The following is a 26,511-nucleotide window of genomic DNA, read 5'->3' on the forward strand; positions in this document are numbered from 1 at the left end:
GCGCCGATCCTGGCTAATCTGCCGCCATGACAGTGCGCCCCATCGTCATCGTCGGCGACCCGGTGTTGACCACCCCGACCACGCCGGTGACGGAGTACGACGACTCGCTGAAAACCCTGGTCGAGGACATGTTCGACACCATGGCCGCGGCCAACGGCGTGGGCCTGGCCGCCAACCAGATCGGCGTCGACCTGCGGGTGTTCGTCTACGACTGCCCCGACGACGAGGGCAACCGGTACCGCGGCGTGGTGGCCAACCCGGTGCTGGAGACCTCGGCCGTCCCGGACGGGATGCCGGACCCGGAGGACGACTTCGAGGGCTGCCTGTCGGTGCCCGGCGAGTCGTTCCCGACCGGGCGGGCCGCCTGGGCGAAGGTGACCGGCACCGATCTGGAGGGTGCCGCGATCGAGGTGGAGGGGACCGGGTTCTTCGCCCGCTGCCTGCAGCACGAGACGGACCACCTGGACGGGTTGCTGTACCTGAGCAGGTTGGTGGGGCGCAACGCCAGGGACGCCAAGCGGATGCTCAAGGCGAACCGGTGGAACTCGCCGGGCCACACCTGGGACCCAGCGGCCACTGGTGATCCTTTTGCTGAGGACGAGGACTAGAGCCCGGTCTTTCGCTGGGGTGCCGGGGCAGGACTTCTTGTTCAGCCGTGGCTGTGGTTCAAGGGCCCGGTCGTTTTCGGGGCGTGCCCGGGTGGGTGGATCTGCTTGGGCGGGGCCCCTACAGCGATCATGTGCCTGGTGTGACCGAGTGGGGCGAAAAGAGTGCCCCACTGCCCAGGCAGGCTTGCACATGATCGCTTCCCCCACCCAAGCACATCCACCCACCCGGGCATATCCGTAGCCGGGCCGGCGGCTGCGAGGGTGGTCGCCGGCTGCGCACTGTGAGGTTCGGGTGGCGGGCCGCCAGGCCGGTGGTTGGTGGGGTGGTCGGCGGCTGCGCCCGGTGGGGTTCGGCGTGGCGGGCCGCCCGGCCGGTGGTTGGTGGGGTGGTCAGCGGCTGCGCCGCTGCGGGTTCGGCGTGGCGGGCCGCCCGGCTGGTGGTTGGTGGGGTGGTCGGCGGCTGCGCCGCTGACGGCTCGGAGTGGCAGGCCGCTGACCGGCGGCTGGTGGGGTGGTCATCGGCTGCGCACGGTGGGTCCGATGTGGCGGGTGGCCCGGCGGGCTGGCGGGTGGTGGGGTGGTCGCTGGCTACTCACGACGAGGTCCGGGGCTCGTCGCCAGGCTGGCGGTGTGTTGGTGGGGCGGCCGCGCTGCGCCTCGGTGGGGTTCCGGCTGCCGGGTCGTCGGGCCAGCGAGTGGCAGGGGGCTGGGCCGCTGCGCCCGGGGGGCGACTGGCTGCCAGGCTGCCGGTTGTCAGGGTGGTGGGCGGCTGCGCCCGGTGGGGGTCGGGTGGCCGGTGGGCGGGTGGCCGCTGCGGCCAGGGTGTTCGGGGCGGTGTGGTGGGCGGGCCTGCGGTGTGCGGGTGGTCGGCCCGGGGTGGTCCCGCGCGTCAGGTGCGCCAGGGGAGCGGGGGTAAGGAGGCCATGGCGGCGATGCCGTCGGCGGCGGAGAGTTCGTCTTCCCGGCCTGCCATCAGGTAGGTGCGGATGCGGCGGGCCTGGGCGCGGGTCGGGTTCTCGCCGACCAGGAGGAAGGGCAGGGCCAGGCGCCAGAAGCCGACGATGCCGGGGCGGCGGCGTTCGGCGCTGCGGAGGCAGGCGACCGCGAGGCGGAGGCTGTGCTCGTCGGGGCGCATGGCGCCCGGTGGTGCCGTGTGGTCCCAGGCCCAGCGGGCCTGGTCGGCACCGGCGCAGACCAGGCAGTCGAGGGCGCCGGAGCCCAGTTCGGCCCGGCACTCCGGGCACGGGGTGCGCCGCATCGCCCAGTCGTCGCAGGTCCAGGGGTGGGAGCCGGGTTCGTCGGCGAGGACCAGGGTGGCCAGTTCCCGTTCCTCCGGGGTGCCCTCGGCGACGCCGTTGCCGGACAGGAGGGCGCCCCAGTCCGCCAGCCAGTAGGCGTCGACCCGCTCGGCGCAGTTGGGGCAGTCCGGGTACCCGCGGCCGACGAGGTCGCCGCACGCCGAGCAGGGCTTGGCCAGGGCGGGGCGTCCCAGGAGTCGGGCGCCGGGCGGGTACGGCTGGGCCATGGCCAAACCCTAGTGCGCGGGAGGCCGTCCGGACGATGATCTCCGCGAACCGTCGGGAGGGTCACCGCCTCCCCGCGAACCCGGGGTCGACCTCGCCCTGCGGGCGCCGACCGCCGTTTTGTTCGATTCTCGCCCACGGCACCCCGGTGCCGTGAAAAGATCACGGCATGAAGAAGGCACTGGGGCGTCTTGGCGCCGTCACCGTCATCGCCGGTTCACTCCTCGGGTTCGCGGCGGGCACCGCTTCCGCGGGGAACCCGGAGTACATCCGCAGCTACCAGCGGCAGGCCGACTGCGAGCGCGCCGCGGACGAGATCCGCAGCGGGGCCGACCTCGCCGCGTACTGCACCTGGGACAAGGGGCACACCGAGTGGGACCTGTTCGTCCTCTCGCTCTGAGCTGAACCCGAGTCCGCACCCCAGGTGCTGCTCCCCGGTCGCCTCGACCGGGGAGCAGCACCTTTTTTTCCGTCGCGGTCCCCGGCCGCGACGTGAACAACCCGTCGGGCGGGTTGGCACGGAACCGGGCGCCGGCTAGGGTCGGGGCGACAACCGAATACCGAAACCGCGGGAGCTCGCGCCATGGCGGGCTGAGAGGGCGGCTGGTGTCCATTCCACGGACCCGGTGCCGCCGACCGATGAACCTGACCGGGTAATGCCGGCGTAGGGAGGATTCTCGTGACCACGCTTGACGACCGTTCCGTGCGCCCATCGGTGACCACCGGCCCCATCTCGGGCTCCGGCAAGGTCTACCGGGACGCGGGCGAGGGCCTGCGGGTCCCGGAGCGGCGGGTGGCGCTCAGCAACGGCGAGCACCTGGACCTGTACGACACCTCCGGCCCGTACACCGACGAGCACGCCACCATCGACGTCCACACAGGACTCGCCAAGCTCCGCCAGGACTGGGGCCTCGACCCCGTGGGCGGCGCCGTCACCCAGTTGGCGTACGCCAAGGCGGGGGTCATCACCAAGGAGATGCGGTTCTGCGCGGCCCGCGAGGGGGTCGCCCCGGAGTTCGTGCGGGACGAGGTGGCGATCGGGCGGGCGGTGATCCCGGTCAACCGGTGCCACCCGGAGTCCGAGCCCGCGATCATCGGGAAGAAGTTCCTGGTGAAGATCAACGCGAACATCGGCAACTCCGCCGTGTCCTCCTCCATCGAGGACGAGGTGGACAAGATGGTGTGGGCGACCCGGTGGGGCGCGGACACGATCATGGACCTGTCCACCGGCAAGCGCATCCACGAGACCCGGGAGTGGCTGCTGCGCAACTCCCCCGTCCCGGTCGGGACCGTGCCGATCTACCAGGCGCTGGAGAAGGTCGACGGCGACCCGACCAAGCTGTCCTGGGAGGTCTACCGCGACACCGTGCTCGAGCAGTGCGAGCAGGGCGTGGACTACATGACCGTGCACGCGGGCGTGCTGCTGCGGTACGTGCCGCTCACCGCGAAGCGGGTCACCGGCATCGTCTCGCGCGGTGGGTCGATCATGGCCGCGTGGTGCCTGGCGCACCACCGGGAGAGCTTCCTCTACACGCACTTCGAGGAGCTGTGCGACATCCTGCGCGCCTACGACGTGACGTTCTCCCTCGGCGACGGGCTGCGGCCCGGGTCGATCGCCGACGCCAACGACGAGGCGCAGTTCGCCGAGTTGCGCACGCTGGGTGAGCTGACGCACATCGCGCGGGCCAAGGACGTGCAGGTGATGATCGAGGGCCCCGGCCACGTGCCGATGCACAAGATCGCCGAGAACGTGCGGCTGGAGGAGGAGCTGTGCGGTGAGGCGCCGTTCTACACCCTCGGTCCACTCGCGACGGACATCGCCCCCGGCTACGACCACATCACCTCGGCCATCGGGGCGGCGCAGATCGGCTGGCTGGGCACGGCCATGCTCTGCTACGTCACCCCGAAGGAGCACCTGGGCCTGCCCAACCGCGACGACGTGAAGACCGGGGTGATCACCTACAAGATCGCCGCGCACGCCGCCGACCTGGCCAAGGGCCACCCCAAGGCCCAGGAGCGCGACGACGCGCTGTCGAGGGCCCGGTTCGAGTTCCGCTGGACCGACCAGTTCAACCTGTCCCTGGACCCGGACACCGCCAAGTCGTTCCACGACGAGACGCTGCCCGCCGAGCCCGCGAAGACGGCGCACTTCTGCTCGATGTGCGGGCCGAAGTTCTGCTCGATGCGGATCACCCAGGACGTGCGCAGGTACGCCGAGGAGCACGGCATGTCCTCTGTGGAGGCGCTGGAGGCGGGCATGGCGGAGAAGTCCGGCGAGTTCGTCGACCACGGCAAACAGGTGTACCTTCCGGTCGTGACCAGCCCTGCGAGCAACGGGTAGCGATGATGCGGACACCGCCACGGACGCTGACGATCGCGGGCTCGGACTCCGGCGGGTGCGCCGGGTTGCAGGCCGACCTGCGGACCTTCTTCGCCTGCGGGGTGCACGGCACGACCGCGGTCACCGCGGTCACCGTGCAGAACTCCCTCGGCGTGACCGGCGTGCACACGATCCCGCCGGAGGTGGTGGCCGCGCAGATCGAGAGCGTGGTCACCGACATCGGCGTCCAGGCGGCCAAGACCGGGATGCTCGCCACCGCGGAGATCATCGCCGCGGTGGCGGGCGCCTGCGACCGGGTCGGCATCGGCCGGGCGGGTGACATCCCGTTCGTGGTCGACCCGGTCGCGGCCTCCATGCACGGCGACCCGCTGCTGCACGAGGCCGCGCTGGACTCCTACCGCACGGAGCTGTTCCCCCGGGCGACCCTGATCACCCCGAACCTCGACGAGGTCCGCCTGTTCACCGGCCTGGACGTGACGACCCGCGCCCAGCAGCGGGACGCGGCGAAGGCCCTGTTCGACCACGGCCCGCAGTGGGTCCTGGTCAAGGGCGGGCACCTGTGGGGCGACCCGGAGTGCCTGGACCTGCTCTACGACGGTTCGGAGTTCACCGAGTTCGTGGGTCCCCGCTTCGACACGAAGCACACCCACGGCAGCGGCGACACGCTCGCGTCGTCGATCACCTCGGCGCTGGCCAAGGGCGCGGACGTGGTGTCGGCGGTGCGCGCGGGCAAGGCGTTCATCGTCGAGTCGGTGCGCGGCGCGTACCCGGTCGGCGCGGGCGTGGGCCCGGTGTCGCCGCTGTGGCGACTGCCGGACGCGGCGGAATTCCTGACCCCCGGGTCCATCACCGGCTGACAATCCCCAGGACAGGGCCACTTTTTCCGGTTGATCACCGGTAGCCTCCCGGCGCATGAGGGTGACCATCCTGACCGTCGGTTCGCGCGGTGACGTCGAACCGTTCCTGGCCCTGTCCCGGGGTCTGCTGGCGGCCGGGCACGACCCGGTGATCGCCACCCTGGCCGAGTTCGAGCCGATGGTCACCGGCGCGGGCATCCCGTTCGCCCTGCTGCCCGGGAACTCCAGGGCGGTGCTGGCCGGTCCCGAGGGCCAGGCCCTGATGGCCGAGCGCAACCCGTTCCGGCTGATCGAGCGGATGCGCGCGGTGATCGGCCCCGCGCTGCTGGAGGCGCACCCGGCGGCCGAGGAGGCGTGCGCGGGCGCCGACCTGGTGGTCCACCACACCATGGCCGTGTTCGGCATCACCATCGCCGAGCGCCTCGGCGTGCCCTCGGTGGCGGCGCACCTGTTCCCCAACAGCCCCACCCGCGAGTTCCCCATGGTCGCCATGCCCAGCGCCGTCCCCGCCGCGCTGAACCGCCTGACCTGGCGCATCGCCGAGTCCCTGCCTTGGCGGGCGTTCCGCCCCCTGCTGGACACCCGCCGCGCCGCCCTGGGCATGCCCCCGCTGCCCCGCCGCCCGCTGTCGCGCTGGCCCACCGGCGCCCCCGCCCGCCTCTACGGCTTCAGCCCGGCGGTCGTCCCGCCGCCCGCCGACTGGCGCGCGGACGACCACGTCACCGGCTACTGGTTCACCGAGCCCGGCGCCTACACCCCGCCCCCGGAACTGGTGGACTTCCTGGCGGCCGGTCCCCCGCCGGTCTACCTGGGCTTCGGCAGCGCGTCCGGCGGCAGCCCCGGGGAGACGGCGGAGCTGCTGCTCTCCGCCGCCAGGGCCAACGGCCTGCGCGCCGTCCTGCACACCGGCTGGGCCGGGCTCAGCGCCACCGCCGAGGACACCCTGACCATCGACGACGTGCCGCACTGGTGGCTGTTCCCCCGGGTCCGGGCGGCCGTGCACCACGGCGGCGCGGGCACCACGGCGGCGGCGCTGCGCGCGGGCATCCCGTCGGTGGTGGTGCCGTTCTTCGCCGACCAGTTCTTCTGGGGCCGCCAGGTGGTGGAGCTGTCGGTGGGCGCGGTCACCGCCACCCGGGACCGCGTCACCGGCCCCGAGCTGGCCGAAGCCCTGCGCACCGCCTTGACCCGCGCACCCCGGGCGCGGGAGCTGGCGGCGGAGCTGGCCGCCGAGGACGGGGTGGCGACGGCGGTCGAGGTCCTGGAGTCCGTGGTCCGCTGACCCCTCAGACCAGCAGTTCCCTGGCCAGCTCGGGGTCCATGTTCCCGCCGGAGATGACGGCGACGGTCTTGCCGCGCGGCAGCTCGTCGCCGTGGAACAGGTAGGCGGCCGTGGCCACCGCCCCGCTGGGCTCGGCGATGAGCCGGGCGTTGCGGGCGATGGTCGTCACGGCCTGCCGGATCTCGTCCTCGCCGACGGTCACGATCCCGTCCACCAGCGAGCGCTGGTGGGCGAAGGTCAGCGCCGACGGCTGGCTGCGCAGCCCGTCGGCGATGGTCCGATTACGGTCGGCCACCGACCACGGGGTCAACTCCCCCGCCGCCAGGCTGGCGGCGGTGTCGGCGGCCAACTCCGGCTCCACCGCCCACACCTGCGTCGACGGCGACTTCGCCTTGATCGCGACGGCGACCCCGGAGATCAGCCCACCCCCGCTGACCGGTACGAGCACCAGGTCGGCGGCCAGGTCGGCGACGATCTCCAGCCCGATCGTCCCCTGCCCGGCGATCACGTCGACGTGGTCGAACGGCGGGATCAGCGTCGCCCCGGTCCGCTGCACGACCTCGGCCGCGACCACCTCCCGCTCCCCCACCGCCGACAGGATCACCTCGGCCCCGTGCGCCCGGGTCGCCTCGACCTTGACCGAGGGCGTGTCGACGGGGACGACGATCCACGCCTCGATCCCGAACACCTTGGCGGCGTAGGCGACGGCCTGGGCGTGGTTGCCGCTGGAGTAGGCCACCACACCCCGACCCCGCCGCGCGTCGTCCAACCTGGCGATGGCGTTGAACGCCCCCCGGATCTTGAACGCCCCGATGGGCTGGAGGTTCTCCGGTTTGAGCCACAGTGGACGGTCCGGGTCGGCCCACGGGCAGGGCAGCAGGGGAGTGCGCACGGCCACCCCCGCGATGCGGTCGGCGGCGGCTTCGATGGCGTCGACGGAGACCAGTTCCACCCCTACAGTCTGCCCTACCAATGTAAGTCCACAGTGGACACAGGAGTGTAGCGGTGCTCACTTTCCGCCAACCTTTCCCGGCTGCCGCACGTCCACCCCCCGGACAGGTGAAATCAACGTTGGAACGGAAGGCATGAGCAAGCAGGAGGACAAGCAGGGCATCAAGCCCGCCCAGGTACTCGCCGCGGCGCTGGCGGCGGCCACCGCCGCCGTGCTCGGCTCGACACTGGGCGTGGCGGGCACGGTCCTCGGAGCGGCCGTGGCCAGCATCATCAGCACCGTCGGCGGCGCCGTCTACCTCAAGTCGCTGGAGCGCACGAGGGAGGGCGTCCGCACGGTCACCGCCCGCGTCACCGGCCGGGGCAGCGTCATCACCGTGAGCACCCCACCGGAGCAGGACCCGGCGGAAACCCCGGACGAAGTCCAGGCCACCGGCGACGAGGTCGACCACACCGAGGAGGTCGTGGTCGAGACCCGCCCGCCTGCGACCCCCCGCCCCTGGCGCAAGCCCCTGGTGCTGGTCGCGGGCGGCCTGCTGGTGTTCGCCATGGGCATGGCGGTGGTCACCGGCCTGGAGTGGGTGCGGGGGGAACCGCTGTCCGGCGGCGGGAGCACGACCGTGGGCAGCTTGGTCTCCGGCAAGACCGGCAGCACCGACAAGACCACGACGACCACGGTGGTGATCACCACCCCACCGGCGGCCACGACAGAGCCCACGAACACGGGCACCGACGAGCCCACCACCACCACGGGCACGACCTCGGGAAGCGAAACCCCGACCACCCAGGAATCGACCCCGGAACAGACCACGACCACCACGACCACCCGGTCGGTCCCCACCACGACGACCACCCAGGCCCCCTCGGCCACCCCGACGCCGTAGAGCGGACAAGAGCCCCAGCCCGCACGGTGCGGGCTGGGGCTCTCGCCTGCCGGGGTGGCCCGCCTGCCGACAGACCCGGCGGCGTGCGCGCGGGCCCCCACCGCGGTCCTGCGTGGATCGGCGGGTGGGAGCGGGCCGCAGCGGGTACTGGAACGGGTATGGCGACCTCGTTGCGGCGGGCTGTGGGCACGCCCCTGCTGTACTTCTTCATCCTGGGCGACATCCTCGGCGCAGGTGTGTACGTCCTGGTCGGCGAGGTCGCGGCCGAGTCCGGGGGCGCGGTGTGGCTGCCGCTCATCGTCGCGCTGGGCCTGGCGGCGCTCACGGCGGCGTCCTACGCGGAGCTGGCGACCAAGTACCCGCGGGCCGGGGGGTCGGCCCACTACGCCACCGAGGCGTTCGGGCGGGCCGCCGGGTCGGTGGTCGGCTTCTGCATGCTGGCCGCCGGGGTGGTGTCCGTCGCCGCGCTGGCCAGGGCGTTCGCGGGCGACTACCTGCGAGAACTGGTGTCGGCGCCGGTGCTGCCGGTGGTGGTGGTCTTCCTGGCGGCCCTGGCGGCGCTCAACATCCGCGGCGTCAGGGAATCCCTCGGCGCGAACGCGGTGGCGACCGCGGTCGAGGTGGGCGGGCTGCTGCTCATCGTCGGCCTCGGCCTCTGGGTCGTCCTGCGCGGCGACGGCGACCCGGGGCAATTGGCCGAGGTCGGCACGCCGGAGAACGGTGTCGTGGGCGCGACGCTGGCGGGTGCGGTCCTGGCGTTCTACTCGTTCGTCGGGTTCGAGACCTCGGTGAACCTGGCCGAGGAGGTCCGCGACCCCCGGCGCTCCTACCCCCGCGCCCTGTTCGGCGCCCTGCTGACCGCCGGGGTGGTGTACCTGCTCGTCGGCCTGGTCGCGGGCGCCGCCGTCCCGACCGACGTGCTGGCGGGCTCCGACGGGCCGCTGCTGGAGGTGGTGCGGGCGGCGGGCGCGGTGCCGCCCTGGCTGTTCGCCGCGGTCGCGCTGGTCGCCGTCGCCAACGGCGCCCTGCTCACGGGCATCATGTCGTCGCGCCTGGCCTACGGCATGTCCCGCGACGGCCTGCTCCCGCCCGTCCTGTCGCGCGTGCTCCCCGGCCGCCGCACCCCGTGGGTGGCCGTGCTCGCCACCTCGGCGCTGTCGCTGCTGCTGGCCCTCACCGGCGGCGTGTCCGCCCTCGCCGAAACCCTCGTGCTCCTGCTGCTGGTCGTCTTCACCGCCACCAACGCCGCCGTCCTCGCCCTGCGCCGCCGCCCGGACGACATCCCCCACTTCCGCGTCTGGACCGCTGTCCCCTGGCTCGGCCTGGCCTCCTGCCTGCTGCTGTTCACCCAGATCGGGGCGGCGGTCTGGCTGCGCGGGGCCGTCCTCCTGGCCCTGGGCGGCCTCCTGGCCCTGGCGAACGCCCTCCGCGCCCGCCGCACCGAGCCCGCCACGTCCGAGGCCTAGTGCCCCGGGTCGGGGGGCGAACCGCGCAGAGCACCCGAGAGCAATTCGGCGGCTCCCTTCGGGTCGGAGGATTCCGTGATCGCCCGCACCACCACAACCCGAGAGGCCCCGGCTTCCACAACCCGGGGCAACCGCTCCAGGTCGATCCCCCCGATCGCGAACCAGGGCCGCGAAGGCCCAGCCTCGGCGGTGGCCCGGACCAGCTCCAACCCCGGCGCGGTCCGACCGGGTTTCGTCGGCGTGGGCCAGCACGGCCCGGTGCAGAAGTAGTCCACCCCGGCCTCGTGCGCGGCGGCCACGGCCTGCCCGAAGTCGTGCGTGGACCGCCCGATCACCACCTCCTCCCCCACCACCCGCCGGGCCGCCGCCACCGGCAGGTCGTCCTGCCCCAGGTGCAGCACGTCGGCCCCGGCGGCCAACGCCACGTCCGCCCGGTCGTTCACCGCCAGCAGCGCCCCGTGGGCGGCGCACAGTTCCGCGATCACGGCGAGGGCCCGCAGCTCGGGCCCCGCTTCCATCCCCTTGTCCCGCAGTTGGACGACGTCGACACCGCCCGCCAGCGCCGCGTCCACGAAGTCGGCGAGGTCGCCGCGTTCGGTCCGCGCGTCCGTGCACAGGTAGAGCCGCGCGTCGGCGAGCCTGCGCCTGATCTGGTCCCCGTCAAGTCCCGGCATGGCACCGACGCTATCCCCTGGGCCGCCCGGGCGGGTCTGCGCTACGGTGGAGGCCGGTCGCACGGGAGTCCGGACAACGGGCTGAGAGGGAGCACAACGCGCTCCGACCGTCGAACCTGATCCGGGTCATGCCGGCGCAGGGAGCGTGATGAGGAACGTGCAGCGGATCGCCGTCGTGGGTGGCGGTGTCATCGGCCTGGCCACCGCCTGGCGGGTGGCCGCCACCGGCAGGCGGGTCACCGTGATCGACCCCACCCCGGTGCGCGGTGGGGGCTCCTGGGTGGCGGCGGGCATGTTGGCCCCGGTCACCGAGGCGTGGTTGGGCGAGGAGCACGTGCTCGCCTTCGGCGCCGAGTCGCTGGCCCGGTGGCCCGGTTTCGCCGCCGACCTGGCCGACCCGCCCGGCCTGCGCCGCGAGGGCACCCTCGCCCTGGCGCTGGACGCCGCCGACGCCGAGGACCAGCGCCGGTTGGCCGACTTCCTGTCCTCGCTGGGGCGGGAGGTGCGGCGGCTCACCGCGCGGCAGGTCCGCGAGCTGGAGCCGGGCACCTCGCCGGTCCGAAGTGGACTGCTGGTCCCCGGTGACCTGTCGGTCGACAGCAGGCGGCTGCTGCGCTCGCTGGCGGCCCAGGCCACCGCCGAGGGTGTGGGTTTCCACACCGGTCGGGCGGTCTCGGTGCGCGACGGCGGTGTCGAACTCGCCGACGGCTCCACAGTGGAGTGCGACGAGGCGGTGATCGCCGCGGGCGCCTGGAGCCGCGCCCTGCACCCCGCCCTGGACACCCTGGTCCGCCCGGTCAAGGGCGAGGTCCTGCGGCTGCGGTCGCGGCCGAGCGCGCTGCCCCCGCCCACCAGGACGCTGCGCGCGCACGTCGAGTCCCGCCCGGTCTACCTCGTCCCCCGCGACGGCGGTGAACTCGTCGTCGGCGCCACCCAGCACGAGGTCGGCCACGACACCGAGGTCACCGTGGCGGGGGTGCGCGACCTGCTGACCGACGCCGAGCGGGTGCTGCCGGGTGTGCGTGAGTACGCCCTGGTGGAGGCGGTGGCGGGGCTGCGCGCGGGCAGCCCGGACAACCTGCCGCTGCTCGGCCGCCTGGGCCCCGGGGTGCTGGTCGCCACCGGGCACCACCGCAACGGCGTGCTGATGGCGCCGGTCACCGCCGACGCCGTGGTGGCCCTGCTGCGCGGCGACACCCCGCCCGACCACGTGCTGGCCGCGGCCCCGTCCCGATTCCCTGGAGCGACATGACGATCGAGGTCAACGGAACCGAACGAGAGGTCCCCGACGGCGCGACCGTGGCCGACGTGCTGGCCGCCCTCGCGCTGCCCACCTCGGGGACCGCGGTGGCGCTCAACGGCCAGGTGGTCCCCCGCAACGCCCACGCCGCCACGGTGGTGCCCGCGTGGGCGCGGCTGGAAGTCCTCACCGCCGTGCAGGGGGGCTGAGCCGTGGACGACCCCCTGGTCATCGCCGACCGCGAGTACTCCTCGCGGCTGATCACCGGCACCGGCGGCGCCGCGAACCTGGCGGTCCTGGAGCGGGCGCTGGTGGCCTCCGGCACCGAGCTGACCACGGTGTCGCTGCGCCGGGTGGACACCGCGGGCGGCTCCGGCGTGCTGGAGCTGCTGCGGAAGCTGGGCATCGACCCGCTGCCGAACACCGCGGGCTGCCGCACCGCCGCCGAGGCCGTGCTCACCGCCCGCCTGGCCCGCGAAGCCCTGGGGACGAACTGGGTGAAGCTGGAGGTGGTCGCCGACGACCGCACCCTGCTGCCCGACCCGGTGGAACTGCTCGACGCCGCCACCCAGCTCGTCGACGACGGTTTCGTGGTGCTGCCCTACACCAACGACGACCCGGTGCTGGCCCTGCGCCTGGAGCAGGCGGGCTGCGCCGCGGTCATGCCGCTGGGCTCGCCGATCGGCACCGGCCTGGGGATCAACAACCCGCACAACATCGAGCTGATCACCACCCGCGCGGGCGTCCCGGTGGTCCTGGACGCGGGGGTCGGCACCGCCTCCGACGCGGCCCTGGCCATGGAACTGGGCTGCGCCGCGGTGCTGCTGGCCACGGCCGTCACCCGCGCGGGCGACCCGGAGAAGATGGCCACCGCGATGCGCGCGGCGGTCACCGCGGGCAGGCTGGCCAGGTCGGCGGGCCGCATCCCGCGGCGGTTCTGGGCCCAGGCGTCCAGCCCTCCGCGTTGACCCGCGCCCGCCCTGGGCACAATGAGGTATGACGACTTCGGCTGACGGTGACGTCCCCGCCCGCCTGTACCTGGCCATCGGCCGGTTGTCGCGCTCACTGCGCCGCTCGGGCAGCACCGGCATGGGCCACGGCTCGATCTCGGCGCTGTCCACGCTGTCCGGGGCGGGCACCCTCCGCCTCGGCGACCTGGCGGCGAAGGAGGGCGTGGCCGCCCCGACCATGTCCCGCATCGTCGCGGGCCTGGTCGACTCCGGTTACGTCAACCGCGAACCGGACCCGGCCGACCGCCGGGCCTGGCTGGTCACCGCCACCGAGGAGGGCGAGCGGGTCGTCTCCAGCGTGCGCAGCACCCGGATGCAGGAGCTGAGCCGCCGCCTCGACGGCCTCCCGCCCGCCGACCGCGAGCTGCTGATCAAGTCCATCCCGGTCCTGGAGGCCCTGCTGGTCGGCACCCCGGAGGCCCAGTAGCGGCCGGTCAGCCGACGGTCAGTCACCCGTCCGGGACGGGATGACGTGGGTCGGCGGCGAGTCGACCGAGCAGTGCAGGCAGTCCCCCGGGTGCGGGGCGTCCGCCGGGGCGGGCGGTTCGGGTTCGGCCAGCACGTTGCCCCGCACGCCCAGTGCCAGCAGGCCGCCGCCCGCGGCGAGGGCCGCGCAGATCACCAGCGCCGTGCGCCACCCGGAGGTCAGCGCGGCGGGGTCCCGGTACGCCGCGCCGGTGAGCCCGGCCGCGGCGGGCAGCACCGCCACGGCCAGCAGGTTCCCGGTGCGGGCGATGGCGTTGTTGACCCCGGAGGCCACCCCGGCGTACCGGTCGGGCGCGGCCGCCAGCACGGTGGCGGTGACCGGGGCGACGACGACCGCCAGCCCCAGCCCGAACACCACCACGGCGGGCAGCACCGCGCCCACGTAGGAGGCCCCCGGCACGATCCGCAGCATCAGCAGCATCCCGGTGGCGACCAGCAGCGGCCCGACGACGAGGAACCACCGAGGCCCGAACCGGGAGGCCAGCCGCCCGCTGCGGGCCGAGAGCAGCAGCATGATGATCGTGATCGGCAGCCCGGCGACCCCGGCGGCGGTGGGCGCGTACCCGAGCGAGGTCTGCAGTTGCAGCACCATCAGCATCAGCACCCCGCCCAGCGCCGCGTAGACCACCAGCGTCAGCGCGTTGGCGATCACGAAGGTGCGGTCGGCGAACAGCCCCGGCGGCACCAGCGGGTCCCGGCCGCGCCGCTGGAGCAGCACGAACGACACCAGCGCGAGCACCCCGGCCGCGCCCGCGGACACCACCAGCCAGTCGACCCCGCGGGCGGGTGCCTCGACCAGGGCGGCGGTGATCCCGGCCAGGCCCAGCGCCCCCAGCACCGACCCGGCGACGTCCGGGTGGCCGGTGACCTCGGCGTCGCGGGTCTCCGGGACGAACCGCAGCGCCGACCACACGCACACGGCGGCCACCGGGATGTTGATCAGGAACGCCAGCCGCCACGACCACACCTGCACCAGCAGCCCGCCCACCAGCGGTCCGGCCGCCGCGGCGATCCCGCCGAGCCCGGACCAGGCGCCGATGGCCCTGGCCCGGTCCTCCCGGTGGAACACCGATTGCAGGATGGCCAGCGACCCCGGGGTCAGCAGCGCCCCGCCGACGCCTTGCAGCACCCGCGCGGCGACCAGCACCTCCGTGCTCTGGGCGAACCCGCACAGCACCGAGGCGACGCCGAACCAGACGACGCCGACGAGGAACACCCGCCGCCTGCCGTAGCGGTCACCCAGGGAGCCCGCGACGAGGATCAGCGAGGCCAGGGCGAGCAGGTACCCGTCGAGAATCCACTGCAACCCCGCCACCGAGGCGCCCAGCTCGGCGCCGATGCGCGGCAGCGCCACGTTGACCACGCTGCCGTCGAGCATGGCCATGCCGGAGCCGAGGATCGTGGTGGCCAGCACCCCGCGCGCGGCGCCGGTGCCCCACCGGACGTCGGTGTCCACTCAGGGTCGGTTCAGCGTGGCGACGAACTTGTACCGGTCGCCGCGGTAGACCGACCGCACCCACTCGACCGGTCGCTCCTCGGTGTCGAAGGAGTGCCGCGACAGCAGCAGCATCGGCATCCCCACGTCGGCCCCGAGCAGATCGGCCTCGTGCGGTCCGGCCAGCGCGGTCTCGATCGTCTCCTCGGCGTGGCCCATCTCGACGTCGAAGCGCTCGCGCAGCACCTGGTAGAGCGAGCCGCCGCCGCTGACGTGGCGGCGCAGGCCGCGGAAGCGGCCCAGCGGCAGGTGGGTGGTCTCCACGGCCATCGGCTCGTCGTCGGCCAGCCGCAGCCGGTGCAGCCGCAGCACCTTGGCCCCCGCGCGGATGTTGAGCAGCCGGGCCAGGTCGGCCTCCGCCGGGATCTCCGAGACCTCCAGCAGCTTCGACGACGGCTCGCGGCCCTGCGCGCGCATGTCCTCGGTGTAGGAGGACAGTTGCAGCCGCTGGGCCACCTTCGGCTCGGCGGCGAAGGTGCCCTTGCCCTGCACGCGCAGCAGGCGGCCCTCGACGGTCAGCTCGGCCAGGGCCTGGCGGACGGTGGTGCGGGAGACGTCGAACTCGGTGGCCAGCGACCGCTCGGTGGGGATCGGCGAGCCGGGTGGCAGGGAGCCGAGCAGGTCGAGCAGATGCCGCTTGAGCCCCCAGTACTTCGGTTCCCGCTGCACCCGCGCCACCGCGTCCGACCCATCGGCCGTCGACATCTCGAGCATGGCGTCCCCTCCTGACCTCTTGTCCCGGTTACAGAATGCCCTGCCGGGTGCGCCCCCCGCGATCACACCCCGTGAAATCCGCGCGTCCGGAGCGGTCGAGCTGGTAGTATTGGTCTAGACCTTATCGAGGCATGAGGAGCGATCTGATGGTGGACGAGCCCGGTCGGCTGATGCGCGCCGAGATCGCCGAACAGCCCGCGGTGCTCGCCGCGGCCGTCGCCCGCCGCGACGGGGTGGCCGGGGTCGCCGCCAGGGTGACCGCCGCCGCGCCCCGGTTCGCGCTGTTCGCCGCCCGGGGGTCCAGCGACCACGCCGCCCTCTACGCCAAGTACCTGGCGGAGGTCCTGCTGCGACTCCCCTCCGGGCTGGTCTCCCCCTCCACCACCACCCTCTACGGCGCCCGCCCGGACCTGTCCGGCGTCCTCTACGTCACGGTGAGCCAGAGCGGCGGGTCGCCCGACCTGGTCGAGGCCACCCGGTCGGCGCGCGAGCAGGGCGCGCTGACGGTGGCCGTGACCAACACGCCGGGGTCGCCGCTGGCGGAGGCGGCCGAGCTGTCGGTGGACATCGGGGCGGGCGCCGAACTGGCCGTGGCGGCCACGAAGACCTACAGCGCGACGCTGCTCGCCCTCTACCGATTGGTCGACGCGGTCCGCGGCGGGAACGGGGAGGCGGTCGCCGACCTGGGCGCGCTGGCCGAGAAGACCCTGGCGGACTCGGCCGGGCCGGTGGCCGAGGCCGTCGGCCGGTTGCGGTTCGTGGACCGGATGGTGACGACCGGGCGCGGGTACTCCTCGGCCACCGCCGCGGAGGCCGCGCTGAAGCTGGCCGAGACGAGCTACCTGTCGGCGCGGTCCTACAGCGGGGCGGACCTCCTGCACGGCCCGGTCGCCGCCGTGGACGCGGACACGGCGGTGCTGGCGATCACCAGCCGGGGGGCGGGCGGCGCGGCGCTGCGGCCGGTGCTCGACGCCGTTCGCGACAGCGGGGCGGAGGTCGTGGCGGTGGGGTCCGCCGCCGGGGAGACCGGGGCGGCGGTGCGGATCGCGGTCCCGGAGTGCGCCGAGGAGGTGGCCCCGATCCTGGAGGTGCTGCCGGTGCAGCAGTTGGCGCTGGGGCTGTCGCTGGCCCGCGGCGGGAACCCGGACCAGCCGAGGGGCCTGCGGAAGGTCACCCGGACGAGGTAGCGGGCGCGGGTCGCGCCCCACCAGGGGGTCGGCGCGGCGAGTTTTCCCGCGCGACACCCACCGCTGCCTAGACTGGCCGGATGCGGAGGACGTCGTTCGCGCGGTGGCCCTGTTCGGTGGCCCGGGCCATGGACCTGCTCGGCGACCAGTGGACGCTCCTGGTGCTGCGGCAGGCCTACCTGGGCACCCGGCGGTTCGACCGGTTCCAGGGGGAACTGGGGATCGCCAGGAACACCCTCACCGAGCGGTTGGAGCGCCTGACCAGGGCGGGGGTGCTCGAACGGGTGCGCTACCAGGAGCGGCCCACCCGGTACGAGTACGCGCTGACCGAGATGGGGCGCGACTTCTTCCCCGCCCTGGCGGCGATCATGCGGTGGGGCGACCGGTGGCTCGACGGCGGGTCGGGCGCCCCGATGGTGTTGCGGCACCGCGGCTGCGGGCAGGAAGCGCACGCGGCGGTGCGGTGCTCGGAATGCGACGAGCGGCTGGCCCTGGGCGAGGTGACCGTGGAACCGGGACCGGGGATGGCCCCCGAGCGGGCGGCGGCGTTCCGGGAAAGGGGTGCCCGCTCCGTCGAGGGGGTTTAACGGAGCGGGCACTGCCCATGTTACTCCAAACGGAGCAGTCGATTGCGGGAGGTCCGCGTGCGCGGCGTGGCGGTCGGGGTGGACGGCGGGGGGACGGCGACGCGGGCGGTGGCCGTGGACGCCACCGGGGCGGTGGTGGGGCGCGGCACCTCGGGCGGGGCCAACCCGAACTCGCACCCGCCCGAGGTGGCCGCGGCGAACGTCGGGGAGGCCATCGCCGCCGCCGCCGGGGGGCGGCCGGTGGGCGCCTGCGTGCTGGGGATGGCGGGGACCTCGAAGCTGGCGAACGACCCGGTGGTGGCCGGGTTGTTCCACGCCGCCTTCGCCGGGGCCGGGCTGACCGAGCCGCCGGTGGTGGTGACCGACGCCGAGGTGGCCTTCGTGGCCGGGACCGACGCCGAGGCGGGGACCGTGGTGATCTCCGGGACGGGCTCGATCGCCATGCGGATCGAGGGTCGGCGGCGGGCGGCGACCGCGGGCGGGTTCGGGTGGCTGCTGGGCGACGAGGGGTCGGCGTTCTGGCTGGGGCGGGAGGCGGTGCGCACGACGCTGCGGGCGTTGCAGGCCGGGGTGGCGCCCGGGCCGCTGGCCGAGGCGGTGCTGGCCGCCGCCGGGGTCAGCGACTTCGGGCCGCTCATCACCGCGTGCAACGCCGCGCCGCCGATCCGGTTGGCGGCCTACGCGCCGCTGGTGACCGCGCACGTCGACGACCCGGTCGCCGCGGACATCGTGGAGCGGGCCGCGTTGGCGCTGTGCGCGGAAGCGGAGGCGGCCTGGGTCGAGGGGCCGGTCGTGCTGGCCGGGTCAGTGGCCGCGCACGACAACCCGATCGGGGCGCGGTTGCGGGAACTGCTGGCCGCGCACACCGTGGCGACGGCCACCGACAACGCCGCCGGTGCCGCGTGGTTGGCCTCCCTGACCGCGTTCGGGGAGCAGCCGCACCCGAAACACCGTCACTGATCGGGGACCCGGGGGTGGCGGAACCCCGGGTGCTCCGCCGGGAGCGCGCGCCGCAGCACGACCGCGCTCACGGCCACCACCAGCGCCAGCAGCGGCCACGACAGCACCACCCTGGCCGCGGTCAGCGCGACCACCTGCCCGGACCACCACAGCAGCCCGTAGACGACGGTGCGCAGCGCGTACTGCGCCGTCCACACCCAACTGGCGCGGCCGTAGGCGCGGAGCAGGTCCGGGTCGCGGCGCCAGCGGGCCTTCTGCCCCAGCAGCAGGCCCACGACCACACCGAGCAGCGGCCAGCGGATGAGGATGCTCAGCGCCCAGGCGAGGCTGCTGGCGGTGTTGGACAACAACTGGATGAGGAAGAAGTCCTCGGCGCGTCCGGTGTAGAGCGCCACCAGGGCCGCCACGACGACGGCGGCCAGTCCACCGAGCACCGCGGTCACCTTCTCGCCGCGTGACATCCGCCACACGGCCAGCAGGGCGCTCGCCACGACCGCGGCGGCCGCGCCCCAGGCGATGGACTGCCCGGAAATCAGCCACCCGGCGGCGAAGACGACCGGTGGGGCGGTGGCGTCGAGCGCCCCTCGCTTGCCGCCGAGCAGGTCGACGAGGGAGTCGCTGGCTGCTGTCACGGGTCCAGACTGCCGCACCGGTGCGGGGCCAGGAAGTCCCGCCACCCCGAAATGGGTGGTCGGCGGGCGGCCGAATCCCTAGGCTGGGCCGACCGACGGTGGCGTAGGTCGGGAATGCTCAGGCACACTGGCCGGTTGGTTGGGATGGGCAACGGGTTTGAGCGGCGAGGGAGGTCAGCCGTGCACGGGTGGACGAGTTGGATCGCCATCGGGGACAGCTTCACCGAGGGGATGGGGGACGTGGGCGCCGACGGCTCGTACGTCGGCTGGGCGGACCGACTGGCCGAGGCGATGGCGCTGCAACGCCCCGGTTTCCAGTACGCCAACCTCGCCGTGCGCGGCAAGATGCTCCAGGAGATCGTCGACGAGCAGGTGCCGCTGGCCGCGGAGAACGCCCCGGACCTGGTCACCATCTGCGGCGGCGGCAACGACCTGATCACCCCCGGCACCGACGTGGACGACGTGGCCGCCCTGTTCGACGGCGCCGTGGCCCGGTTGCGCGCCGCCGGGTCGGAGGTGCTGCTGTTCACCGGCCCGGACCCGAAGGTGCAGCCGCTGCTGCGGCGCATCCGCGGCAAGGTCGGCATCTACAACGGCCACCTGCACGCCATCGCGGAGCGCCGAGGAGCCCGGGTCGTGGACCTGTGGTCGATGGACGTGCTGCACGACCGCCGGGCCTGGTGCGAAGACCGCCTGCACTTCTCCAGCGACGGCCACCGGCGGATCGCCCTGCGCGCCGCCGAGGTCCTCGGCGTCCGGGTGGACGAGGACTGGCGGGAACCCCTGCCCACCGAGGTGGCGAAGCCGTGGCTGCGGTTGCGCCAGGACGACCTGACCTGGACCACCACGCACCTGCTCCCCTGGGTGGCCCGGCAAATCCGAGGCGAGTCCCTAGGCGACGGCCTGACCCCCAAGCGCCCGGACCTCCAGCCCTACGCCGTGGACCGCGCCGCACTGTGATCCGAGCCCCGGGTGGAGTCTCCCCGGGCACCCAGGAGGCCCCGCCCCCACCGGCGCAGCCCCCGGTCACCCGCCATACCGCCGACCCGGCGACCCACCGGCACAGCAACAACCGGCCACCCCACAAACCACCGGCCCGGCCAGCAAATGCCCGGTGAGGGGATGCGCTGGCCAGCCGGCCACCCAAGAACCGCCGACCCGGCTCACCCCTGCCCGGGTGGGTGGATGCGCTTGACCAGCCAGCCACCCCCAAAACCGCCAGCCCGGCCAGCAATTGCCCGGTGGGGGATGCGCTGGCCAGCCAGCCACCCCCGCAACCGCCGGCCCGGCTACGCCCCTGCCCGGGTGGGTGGATGTGTTTGGCCGGGGGTGGCGATCATGTGACAGCCTGCCTGGGCGGTGGGGCATCTTTTCAGCCCCACCTGACGCACTGGAGCACATGATCGCCATAGGGGCCCCGGCCAAACACATCCACCCAGCCGGGCACCACAGCGACAAACCCGGGCACCACAGCGACAAACCCCGGGCAAGACCCCACCCCAAAAGACCTGACCGCTCGACCCGCCCACCCGAGCCGCGCTTTGTCGAACCGTGACGAGGAACCCACCACACCGCGGTCACACCGGCGCACAACCCCGAAGAACGCCGACACAAACAGGATTCCGGCTTGTGCCCCCCATGCGGACTTCGCGCGGCCCCACTGTCCCGAGCTGACTGTCCCTTTGGGCGACCCCGGCTTCCTTAAGCACTTCCGCCGGACATGCGGACCGGCCGGCGGACATCCCCCCGGAGTCGCCGGCCGGCCTGCGGCGGCGTTCCCCCAATGCTCGCCGCCCAGGGGCGCCGTCGACAGCGAGGTCGGCGCCCGACGACAACACTGCCAGTGATCACCGCGTCACGGCTAACCGTTCGCTAAACGGCGGGGAGCGTGTCGAGTCTTTCTTGGACGGTGGCGACGAGCGGGGACTGGGCGACCCGGTAGAGGTCGGCCGCCTTCTCCAGCTCCACTCTGGTCCCGAGCAGGTCGCCCTCCTCGCACAGGACGCGGGCGAGGACTTCGCGGCCGAACGCCTCGGTGAGTTCCAGGCCGTTGGCGGCGGCGAGGGTGATGGCCTCGGTGGCGTGGGCCCTGGCCGGGGCGAGGTGGCCGAGTTCGTGCTCCAGTTCGGCGAGGTTGGCCAGGGCGAGGCCGACGAAGCCGAGGTCGCCGACCTCGCGGAACATGTCCACCGCCCGGGTCTGCGGGGCGACCGCCTCCGCCGGGTCGCCCAGGTCGCGGTGGACCTGGGCGATGTTGTTGTGGATGTTGGCCTCGCCGAGGCGGTAGTCCGCCCGGACCGCCAGGTCGAGGGCGCGGTGGTAGTGGGCGAGGGCGTCGTGGTGGCGCTTCTGGCCGTAGAGGGCGCTGGCGAGCGCGTTGTGGCCCATCACCATCAGCCTGGGGTCGCGCAGCTCGGTGGCGACGGCGACCGCCCGCTCGCCGTCGGCCAGGATCTCCGACTCGCCGCCGAAGCGGGTGAGCAGCACGCAGCGGCTCAGCCGGATCAGCACCTCGCCCCGGCGGTCCCCGGCGGCGCGGGCGGACTCCAGGCCCAGGTCGAGGACCCAGGCCCAGTCGTCGCGGCGGGGGCGGGTGCGGCGGAACTCCCCGGCCAGCCTGGCCAGGCGCCACACCTGGTCGTGCAGGCCCGCGGCGGCGCCCTCGGCGGCGGCGGCGAGGAGGTTGGGCCACTCGGTCTCGAACCAGTCCAGGGCGGCGTCGCGGTCCGGGATCGGCGGCAGCGGCAGGTCGGCGGATTCGTCGAGGTCGTCGGCGGCGGCGCGCAGGTGGCGGCGGCAGTGGTCGGCGACCGCCAGGTAGTAGCGCAGGACCTCGGGGAGGCGGGTCGCGCGGTCGGCGGCCAGGTCGCGGGCGTAGGCGCGGACCAGGGCGTGCGCGTCGAACACGTCGCGGGCGGTCTCGGTGACCAGGAACAGGGCGGCCAGGGCGCGCAGGCGGTCGCGGGCGGTCTCGACGTCGACCCCGGCGAGGGCGGCGAGCAGGTGCGGGCCGGTGGTGGCGCCGGGGACGGTGCCGACCAGGCGCAGCGCCTCGACGCGGTCCGGGGTGAGGGCTCCGACGGTGACGTCCAGGGCGGCGCGGACCCCGGTCTCGGTGTCCTCCACCCGCAGCGCCCCCAGCCGGGTGCGCTCGTCGGTGAGGCGCTCGACCAGCTCCCCCACCGACCACTGCGGACTGGAGGCGAGCCGGGCGCCGATGATCCGCAGGGCCAGCGGCAGGCACCCGCACAGCCGCGCCAGCCGGTCCAGGTCCGGGGCGGCGGCGGTGGTGCCCGCCGCGTGCGCGATGACCGCGGCGGCGGCGTCCGGGGCGAGGGGTTGCACGACCCGCAGCCGGGCGCCCAGGGCGACCAGGCCGTCGAGCCTGCGCCTGCTGGTGACCAGGGCGACCGAGGAGCTGCCCCCGGGCAGCAGCGGCAGGACCTGGTCGGAGTCGCGGGCGTCGTCCAGCACGACCAGCACCCGGCGCTCGGCGAGCAGGGTGCGGTAGAGCGCGACCCGGTCGGCCTGCTCGGTGGGCACGTCGTCCTGGGTGACGCCGAGGGAGATCAGGAAGCGGCCCAGCACGGCCGCCGGGTCGGCGGGCGGGTGCGCCGGGTCGAAGCCGGACAGGGCGGCGAACAGGGTGCCGTCGGGGAAGGTCGCGGCGGCGCCCGCGCCCCAGACCACGGCGAGCGCGGACTTGCCGATCCCGGCCGGTCCGGCCAGCACGCCGACGGCGGTCGCGGCGGGGTCGCCCCCGGCGCGCAGCCGGTCGAGCCAGGCCAGGTCGGCGTCGCGGCCGGTGAAGCCGGACGGGGTGGGGGGCAGCTCGGCCGGGACGAGGACGCCGAGCCTGGGGGTGATCACCCGGGTGGGCCGCGGCTCCAGCAGCGTGGTGTCGTCGCGCAGGACCCGGCTGTGCAGCTCGCGCAGGCCGGGGCCGGGGTCGAGGCCCAGCTCACCCGCGGCCCGGTGGGCGAAGCGCTGGTAGAACTCCAGCGCCGCCGCGCGCCTGCCGCTGCGGTAGAGGGCCAGGACCAGTTGCCCGACCAGGTGCTCGCGGAACGGGTGCGTGTCGACCAGGGCGACCAGCTCGCCGATGACCTCGTCGTGCCTGCCCAGCTCCAGGTCGGCGTCGAGCCGGGCCTCGATCACCGTCAGCCGCAGCTCGGCCAGTTCCGGCGCGCGCACCCGGCCCGCGATGTCGGACAGCTCCGGTCCGCGCCACAGCGACTGCGCCCGGGAGAGCAGTTCGGCCCGGACGTCGGCGGGCTTGCCCCGGGATTCGGCCAGCAGCCGCCTGGCCAGCGCGACGTCGATCCGCGCCTCCTCGACCGCGAGCCGGTAGCCCGCGCCGCTGGTCTGAATCCTGGTGGTGCCCCCGGGGTCCACCGTGGACAGCCACTTGCGCAGCCGGGAGATGTAGCCCTGCACGATGGTGCGCGCGGTGGCGGGCGGTTCGTGGTCCCAGAGGACGTCGACGATGCGTTCGACCGGCACCACCTGGTTGGGTTCGAGCAGCAGCATCGCCAGCAGACCGCCGATGCCGGGCCCGCCCGGCACCGCGGCGCGGTCCCCCACGACCGCGCCGACCGGTCCCAGGACGCAGAACCTCGGTCCCTGCGCCTCTTCGCGCGTGAACCACTCGTGCGCCATCCGCCACCCCCGCGTTCGACTCGCACCTGCGCCAAACCTAGAGCCTGCCTCGTGTTCGGTCAGCGGAAGCGGCGCGAGTCAACCGGACGGCCTAACCCGGAACGGGTACGGCCCCGTGGCCGCCGATCCCGATATCGGCGGCCGCGGGGCCGGACTCCACGCGGTCGACCGGGACACGAGCAGGTCCCACCCCGAGCGGGAACACCGCGAGGCGTTCCGGTCCAGCGCCGGTGGAGCACGCGGGCACGCGTGGTGTCCGCGTTATCAAGATAACAGTGCGCACTCGTCGGGAAACAGACGGGTCACCTGGTCAGCGCAGTGGTTCCCCGCTGTTTTGTCGCGCCGCGATGAATTCCGGCCGGGGTGACGGGGCAGCGAACGGTTCCACCACCGCGTTCTCCACGCTGTTGAACACCACGAAGATGTTCGAGCGCGGGAAGGGGGTGATGTTGTTGCCGGACCCGTGCATGAGGTTCGAGTCGAACAGCAGCGCGGACCCGGCCGGGCCGGTGAACTGGTCGATGCCGTGCGCGTCGGCCAGCGCGGTGATCGCGGTGTGACTCGGGACACCGATCTCCTGCTCGGTCAGCGACGCCCGGTAGTGCTCGTCGGGGGTCTCCCCCGCGCACGGCACGAAGGTGCGCTGCGAGCCGGGCATGACCATCAGGCCACCGTTGAACGGGTGGTTGTCGGTGAGCGCGATCGACATGCTGACCGCGCGCGGGGTGGGCATCCCGTCCTCGGCGTGCCAGGTCTCGAAGTCGGAGTGCCAGTAGAAGCCGCGGCCGATGAACCCGGGCATGAAGTTCACCCGGCTCTGGTGCACGTACACCTCGGAGCCGAGGACCTGCCTGGCCCGGTCCAGGACCCGGGGGTCGCGCACCAGCTCGGCGATGAGCGGGCTGATCCGGTGCACCTCGAAGATCGACCGCACCTGGTCGGTCGAGCGCTCGACGACGGTGCGCTCGTCCGCGCGCAACTCCGGGTCGGCCACCAGCCGGTCCAGCTCCTGCCGGTGGGTATGCACCTCGGCAGGACTGAGCAGGTCGGGGTGGGTCGAGTACCCGTCCCGGTCGTGCGCGGCCAGGGTGGGGTCGGCGATCGGGCCGTCGACGCCCGGCCAGACGGTGGGTTCCACGCGGTCGACCGGGTCGAGCGCGCGGGCGGTGCGGGTGCGGTAGCGGTCCTCGGTCTTGGTGCCCAGAGCGGTCACGGGTACTCCTCGGTGCTCTCGTTCAGCGGTCGGTGGTCGGCTCGACGAGCAGCGGGTAGACGCCGTCCTCGTCGTGGATCTCGCGGCCGGTCACCGGCGGGTTGAACACGCAGACGGTGCGCATCTCGGTCGTGGGCCGCAACTGGTGGTGCTCGTGGCCGTCGAGCAGGTACAGCGAACCCGGCGCGAGCCGGTGGGTCTCACCGGTCTCCTTGTCGAGCAATTCGCCCTCGCCCGCGGTGACGAACACGGCCTCGATGTGGTTGGCGTACCAGAAGTCGTTCACCGAGCCCGCTTCCAGCACGGTCTCGTGCACCGAGAAACCGACCCCGTCCCCGGCCAGCACGATGCGCTTGCTGCGCCAGTTCGGGGTGACCACGTCGCGGTCGGTGCCGGTGATCTCGTCCAGGGTGCGGACGATCATGCTTTCCTCCTCCTGCCGGGGTGGCTGTCGGTGGGCGGGGCGGTCAGAGCACGGCGGCGACCGAGTCGACCAGGACGCCCAGGCCGCGCTCGAGCTCCTCGTCGGTGGTGGTCAGTGGCGGCATGACCTTGGCGACCTCGCCGTCCGGGCCCGCGGTCTCCATCAGCAGGCCGCGCTCGAAGGCCGCCGCGCACACCGCCGAAGCGGTGCCGCCGTCGGCGAACCGCAGCCCGCGCGCCAGCCCGCGCCCCCTGGGCAGCAGGTCGGCGGTGGGGTGCGCCTCGGCCAGCCCGGTCAGCACCCGGCCGACCTGCTCGCCCTTGGCCAGGGTGCCCTTCTCCAGGGTGTCGTCGGTCCAGTACTCGCGCAGGGCCGCGGTGGAGGCGACGAACGCGGGGTTGATGCCGCGGAAGGTCCCGTTGTGCTCGCCGGGCTCCCACACGTCGAGGTCGGGGCGCAGCAGGGTCAGCGCGAGCGGGAACCCGTAGCCGCCGATGGACTTCGACAGGCAGATGATGTCCGGGGTGATGCCCGCGGCCTCGAAGCTGAAGAACGGGCCGGTGCGCCCGCAGCCCATCTGCACGTCGTCGACGATGAGCAGCATGTCGTGGCGCCTGCACAGGTCTTGCAGCGCGCGCAGCCACTCGGCGCGGGCGACGTTGATGCCGCCCTCGCCCTGCACGGTCTCGACGATGACCGCGGCGGGGTCGTTGAGCCCGCTGCCGCTGTCGGCGAGCAGCCGCTCGAACCACAGGAAGTCGGGGACCTGCCCGTCGAGGTAGTTGTCGAACGGCATCGGAGTGGCGTGCACCAGGGGGATGCCCGCGCCGCCGCGCTTGAGGGAGTTCCCGGTGACACTGAGCGCGCCGAGGGTCATGCCGTGGAAGGCGTTGGTGAAGTTGATGATCGACTGGCGGCCGGTGACCTTGCGGGCCAGCTTCAGCGCGGCCTCCACCGCGTTGGCGCCCGCGGGGCCGGGGAACATGACCTTGTGGTCCAGCTCGCGCGGCTTGAGCACCACGTTCTCGAAGGTCTCCAGGAAGTCGCGCTTGGCCACGGTGTTCATGTCCAGCGAGTGCGTGACGCCGTCGCGCTCGATGTAGTCGAGGACGGCCCGTTTGAGCACCGGGTTGTTGTGGCCGTAGTTCAGCGCCCCGGCCCCGGCGAAGAAGTCGAGGTACGGGGTGCCGTCCTCGGCGTGCAGCACGCTGCCGACACCGCGGTCGAACACGACCGGCCAACCGCGGGAGTAGCTGCGGACCTCGGATTCGAGGTTGGTGAACACGCTCATGGCAGATCTCCGTTCCCAGGAGGACTT

General features: G+C 73.7%; 25 protein-coding genes and 1 riboswitch. Of the genes, 15 read left to right on the plus strand and 10 right to left on the minus strand.

The window, feature by feature from the left end; translation table 11 throughout:
* The first annotated feature begins 26 nt into the window (after positions 1-26).
* Positions 27-608 carry a peptide deformylase gene (locus tag DFQ13_RS06340; protein ID WP_035286780.1) on the plus strand — a complete coding sequence of 194 codons (582 nt, stop codon included), beginning with the start codon at positions 27-29 and terminating at the stop codon, positions 606-608.
* An 889-nt stretch (positions 609-1,497) separates the two neighbouring features.
* Here the strand turns inward: DFQ13_RS06340 and DFQ13_RS06345 are convergent.
* The gene (locus DFQ13_RS06345; RefSeq protein ID WP_110079143.1) at positions 1,498-2,133 is read right to left on the minus strand and encodes a hypothetical protein; all 636 of its coding nucleotides are present in this window, start codon (positions 2,131-2,133) and stop codon (positions 1,498-1,500) included.
* A 167-nt stretch (positions 2,134-2,300) separates the two neighbouring features.
* Between DFQ13_RS06345 and DFQ13_RS06350 the strand changes: the two genes are divergently transcribed.
* The 4 genes from DFQ13_RS06350 (at position 2,301) to DFQ13_RS06365 (ending at position 6,611) form a co-directional block, all read left to right on the plus strand.
* The gene (locus tag DFQ13_RS06350; RefSeq protein WP_035284936.1) at positions 2,301-2,531 is read left to right on the plus strand and encodes a hypothetical protein; all 231 of its coding nucleotides are present in this window, start codon (positions 2,301-2,303) and stop codon (positions 2,529-2,531) included.
* A 279-nt stretch (positions 2,532-2,810) separates the two neighbouring features.
* Positions 2,811-4,472 (plus strand): phosphomethylpyrimidine synthase ThiC, encoded by a 1,662-nt coding sequence (thiC, locus tag DFQ13_RS06355; RefSeq protein ID WP_110079144.1) that lies wholly within the window; start codon positions 2,811-2,813, stop codon positions 4,470-4,472.
* Between the two features lie 2 nt (positions 4,473-4,474).
* Positions 4,475-5,329, plus strand: coding sequence for a bifunctional hydroxymethylpyrimidine kinase/phosphomethylpyrimidine kinase (gene thiD, locus DFQ13_RS06360; RefSeq protein WP_110079145.1), 855 nt, complete (start codon positions 4,475-4,477; stop codon positions 5,327-5,329).
* Positions 5,330-5,384: 55 nt separating this feature from the next.
* Positions 5,385-6,611, plus strand: a complete 1,227-nt coding sequence (locus DFQ13_RS06365; RefSeq protein WP_110079146.1) for a glycosyltransferase — start codon at positions 5,385-5,387, stop codon at positions 6,609-6,611.
* A 4-nt stretch (positions 6,612-6,615) separates the two neighbouring features.
* Here the strand turns inward: DFQ13_RS06365 and DFQ13_RS06370 are convergent, their stop codons facing one another.
* Positions 6,616-7,563, minus strand: a complete 948-nt coding sequence (locus DFQ13_RS06370; protein ID WP_035284925.1) for a threonine ammonia-lyase — start codon at positions 7,561-7,563, stop codon at positions 6,616-6,618.
* 133 nt (positions 7,564-7,696) lie between these two features.
* Here DFQ13_RS06370 and DFQ13_RS06375 point away from each other — a divergent pair, with 133 nt between their 5' ends.
* Together DFQ13_RS06375 and DFQ13_RS06380 are read left to right on the plus strand one after the other, a co-directional pair.
* The gene (locus DFQ13_RS06375) at positions 7,697-8,446 is read left to right on the plus strand and encodes a hypothetical protein (RefSeq protein ID WP_052021399.1); all 750 of its coding nucleotides are present in this window, start codon (positions 7,697-7,699) and stop codon (positions 8,444-8,446) included.
* 158 nt (positions 8,447-8,604) lie between these two features.
* A complete protein-coding gene (locus DFQ13_RS06380; RefSeq protein ID WP_052021398.1) occupies positions 8,605-9,912 on the plus strand; it encodes an APC family permease in 1,308 nt (435 codons plus the stop codon).
* Here DFQ13_RS06380 and thiE read toward each other — a convergent pair.
* On the minus strand, positions 9,909-10,586 hold the full coding sequence (thiE, locus tag DFQ13_RS06385; RefSeq protein WP_110079147.1) for a thiamine phosphate synthase: 678 nt from the start codon (positions 10,584-10,586) through the stop codon (positions 9,909-9,911). The genes DFQ13_RS06380 and thiE overlap by 4 nt on opposite strands.
* Before the next feature lie 51 nt (positions 10,587-10,637).
* Positions 10,638-10,746: riboswitch (TPP riboswitch) on the plus strand.
* Here thiE and thiO point away from each other — a divergent pair.
* The 4 genes from thiO to DFQ13_RS06405 all read left to right on the plus strand — a co-directional run bounded on the left by thiO (position 10,735) and on the right by DFQ13_RS06405 (position 13,263).
* On the plus strand, positions 10,735-11,838 hold the full coding sequence (gene thiO / locus DFQ13_RS06390; RefSeq protein WP_035284920.1) for a glycine oxidase ThiO: 1,104 nt from the start codon (positions 10,735-10,737) through the stop codon (positions 11,836-11,838). It overlaps the preceding riboswitch by 12 nt.
* Positions 11,835-12,035, plus strand: a complete 201-nt coding sequence (gene thiS, locus DFQ13_RS06395) for a sulfur carrier protein ThiS (protein WP_035284918.1) — start codon at positions 11,835-11,837, stop codon at positions 12,033-12,035. Before thiO ends, thiS begins: the two co-directional genes overlap by 4 nt.
* A 3-nt stretch (positions 12,036-12,038) precedes the next feature.
* Positions 12,039-12,794, plus strand: coding sequence for a thiazole synthase (thiG, locus tag DFQ13_RS06400; RefSeq protein WP_035284916.1), 756 nt, complete (start codon positions 12,039-12,041; stop codon positions 12,792-12,794).
* Positions 12,795-12,822: 28 nt separating this feature from the next.
* Complete coding sequence (locus DFQ13_RS06405; protein ID WP_110079148.1) at positions 12,823-13,263, plus strand: MarR family winged helix-turn-helix transcriptional regulator; 441 nt, start codon at positions 12,823-12,825, stop codon at positions 13,261-13,263.
* An 18-nt stretch (positions 13,264-13,281) separates the two neighbouring features.
* Here the strand turns inward: DFQ13_RS06405 and DFQ13_RS06410 are convergent, their stop codons facing one another.
* Positions 13,282-14,778, minus strand: coding sequence for an MFS transporter (locus DFQ13_RS06410; protein WP_110079149.1), 1,497 nt, complete (start codon positions 14,776-14,778; stop codon positions 13,282-13,284).
* Positions 14,779-15,531 (minus strand): GntR family transcriptional regulator, encoded by a 753-nt coding sequence (locus DFQ13_RS06415; protein ID WP_035284910.1) that lies wholly within the window; start codon positions 15,529-15,531, stop codon positions 14,779-14,781.
* Positions 15,532-15,677: 146 nt separating this feature from the next.
* On the opposite strand from DFQ13_RS06415, the gene DFQ13_RS06420 reads away from it, so the two are divergent.
* From DFQ13_RS06420 to DFQ13_RS06430, 3 genes are all read left to right on the plus strand, one after another.
* Entirely contained in the window at positions 15,678-16,718 is a 1,041-nt protein-coding gene (locus tag DFQ13_RS06420; protein WP_035284908.1) for an SIS domain-containing protein, read from the plus strand.
* 80 nt (positions 16,719-16,798) lie between these two features.
* Entirely contained in the window at positions 16,799-17,305 is a 507-nt protein-coding gene (locus DFQ13_RS06425; protein ID WP_035284906.1) for a winged helix-turn-helix transcriptional regulator, read from the plus strand.
* A gap of 42 nt (positions 17,306-17,347) precedes the next feature.
* Complete coding sequence (locus tag DFQ13_RS06430) at positions 17,348-18,265, plus strand: N-acetylglucosamine kinase (RefSeq protein ID WP_233438280.1); 918 nt, start codon at positions 17,348-17,350, stop codon at positions 18,263-18,265.
* On the opposite strand, the gene DFQ13_RS06435 is transcribed toward DFQ13_RS06430, so the two are convergent.
* Positions 18,259-18,897: a DUF3159 domain-containing protein gene (locus tag DFQ13_RS06435; RefSeq protein ID WP_035284904.1), complete on the minus strand. Its 639-nt coding sequence runs from the start codon at positions 18,895-18,897 to the stop codon at positions 18,259-18,261. The two genes, DFQ13_RS06430 and DFQ13_RS06435, sit on opposite strands and share 7 nt — an antisense overlap.
* Positions 18,898-19,077: 180 nt before the next feature.
* On the opposite strand from DFQ13_RS06435, the gene DFQ13_RS06440 reads away from it, so the two are divergent.
* Positions 19,078-19,857: an SGNH/GDSL hydrolase family protein gene (locus DFQ13_RS06440; RefSeq protein WP_110079150.1), complete on the plus strand. Its 780-nt coding sequence runs from the start codon at positions 19,078-19,080 to the stop codon at positions 19,855-19,857.
* Between the two features lie 912 nt (positions 19,858-20,769).
* On the opposite strand, the gene DFQ13_RS06445 is transcribed toward DFQ13_RS06440, so the two are convergent.
* The 4 genes from DFQ13_RS06445 to ectB form a co-directional block, all read right to left on the minus strand.
* Positions 20,770-23,556: an AfsR/SARP family transcriptional regulator gene (locus tag DFQ13_RS06445; protein WP_110079151.1), complete on the minus strand. Its 2,787-nt coding sequence runs from the start codon at positions 23,554-23,556 to the stop codon at positions 20,770-20,772.
* A gap of 310 nt (positions 23,557-23,866) precedes the next feature.
* A complete protein-coding gene (thpD, locus tag DFQ13_RS06450) occupies positions 23,867-24,769 on the minus strand; it encodes an ectoine hydroxylase (protein ID WP_110079152.1) in 903 nt (300 codons plus the stop codon).
* A gap of 22 nt (positions 24,770-24,791) precedes the next feature.
* Positions 24,792-25,193: an ectoine synthase gene (locus DFQ13_RS06455; RefSeq protein WP_035281943.1), complete on the minus strand. Its 402-nt coding sequence runs from the start codon at positions 25,191-25,193 to the stop codon at positions 24,792-24,794.
* A gap of 43 nt (positions 25,194-25,236) precedes the next feature.
* On the minus strand, positions 25,237-26,484 hold the full coding sequence (ectB, locus tag DFQ13_RS06460) for a diaminobutyrate--2-oxoglutarate transaminase (protein ID WP_035281941.1): 1,248 nt from the start codon (positions 26,482-26,484) through the stop codon (positions 25,237-25,239).
* Between the last annotated feature and the right edge of the window lie 27 nt (positions 26,485-26,511).

Origin of the sequence: Actinokineospora spheciospongiae (genome assembly GCF_003182415.1) — a bacterium.
Lineage (GTDB): Bacteria > Actinomycetota > Actinomycetes > Mycobacteriales > Pseudonocardiaceae > Actinokineospora > Actinokineospora spheciospongiae.

Coding starts and splice junctions, on each gene's coding strand:
- DFQ13_RS06375 (WP_052021399.1), top strand. CDS start 7,697: ATGAGCAAGCAGGAGGACAAGCAGGGCATCAAGCCCGCCCAGGTACTC.
- DFQ13_RS06340 (WP_035286780.1), top strand. CDS start 27: ATGACAGTGCGCCCCATCGTCATCGTCGGCGACCCGGTGTTGACCACC.
- thiE (WP_110079147.1), bottom strand. CDS start 10,586: ATGCCGGGACTTGACGGGGACCAGATCAGGCGCAGGCTCGCCGACGCG.
- DFQ13_RS06350 (WP_035284936.1), top strand. CDS start 2,301: ATGAAGAAGGCACTGGGGCGTCTTGGCGCCGTCACCGTCATCGCCGGT.
- DFQ13_RS06365 (WP_110079146.1), top strand. CDS start 5,385: ATGAGGGTGACCATCCTGACCGTCGGTTCGCGCGGTGACGTCGAACCG.
- DFQ13_RS06445 (WP_110079151.1), bottom strand. CDS start 23,556: ATGGCGCACGAGTGGTTCACGCGCGAAGAGGCGCAGGGACCGAGGTTC.
- DFQ13_RS06455 (WP_035281943.1), bottom strand. CDS start 25,193: ATGATCGTCCGCACCCTGGACGAGATCACCGGCACCGACCGCGACGTG.
- DFQ13_RS06345 (WP_110079143.1), bottom strand. CDS start 2,133: ATGGCCCAGCCGTACCCGCCCGGCGCCCGACTCCTGGGACGCCCCGCC.
- ectB (WP_035281941.1), bottom strand. CDS start 26,484: ATGAGCGTGTTCACCAACCTCGAATCCGAGGTCCGCAGCTACTCCCGC.
- DFQ13_RS06420 (WP_035284908.1), top strand. CDS start 15,678: ATGGTGGACGAGCCCGGTCGGCTGATGCGCGCCGAGATCGCCGAACAG.
- DFQ13_RS06425 (WP_035284906.1), top strand. CDS start 16,799: ATGCGGAGGACGTCGTTCGCGCGGTGGCCCTGTTCGGTGGCCCGGGCC.
- DFQ13_RS06380 (WP_052021398.1), top strand. CDS start 8,605: ATGGCGACCTCGTTGCGGCGGGCTGTGGGCACGCCCCTGCTGTACTTC.
- DFQ13_RS06405 (WP_110079148.1), top strand. CDS start 12,823: ATGACGACTTCGGCTGACGGTGACGTCCCCGCCCGCCTGTACCTGGCC.
- thiS (WP_035284918.1), top strand. CDS start 11,835: ATGACGATCGAGGTCAACGGAACCGAACGAGAGGTCCCCGACGGCGCG.
- thiD (WP_110079145.1), top strand. CDS start 4,475: ATGATGCGGACACCGCCACGGACGCTGACGATCGCGGGCTCGGACTCC.
- DFQ13_RS06415 (WP_035284910.1), bottom strand. CDS start 15,531: ATGCTCGAGATGTCGACGGCCGATGGGTCGGACGCGGTGGCGCGGGTG.
- thiO (WP_035284920.1), top strand. CDS start 10,735: ATGAGGAACGTGCAGCGGATCGCCGTCGTGGGTGGCGGTGTCATCGGC.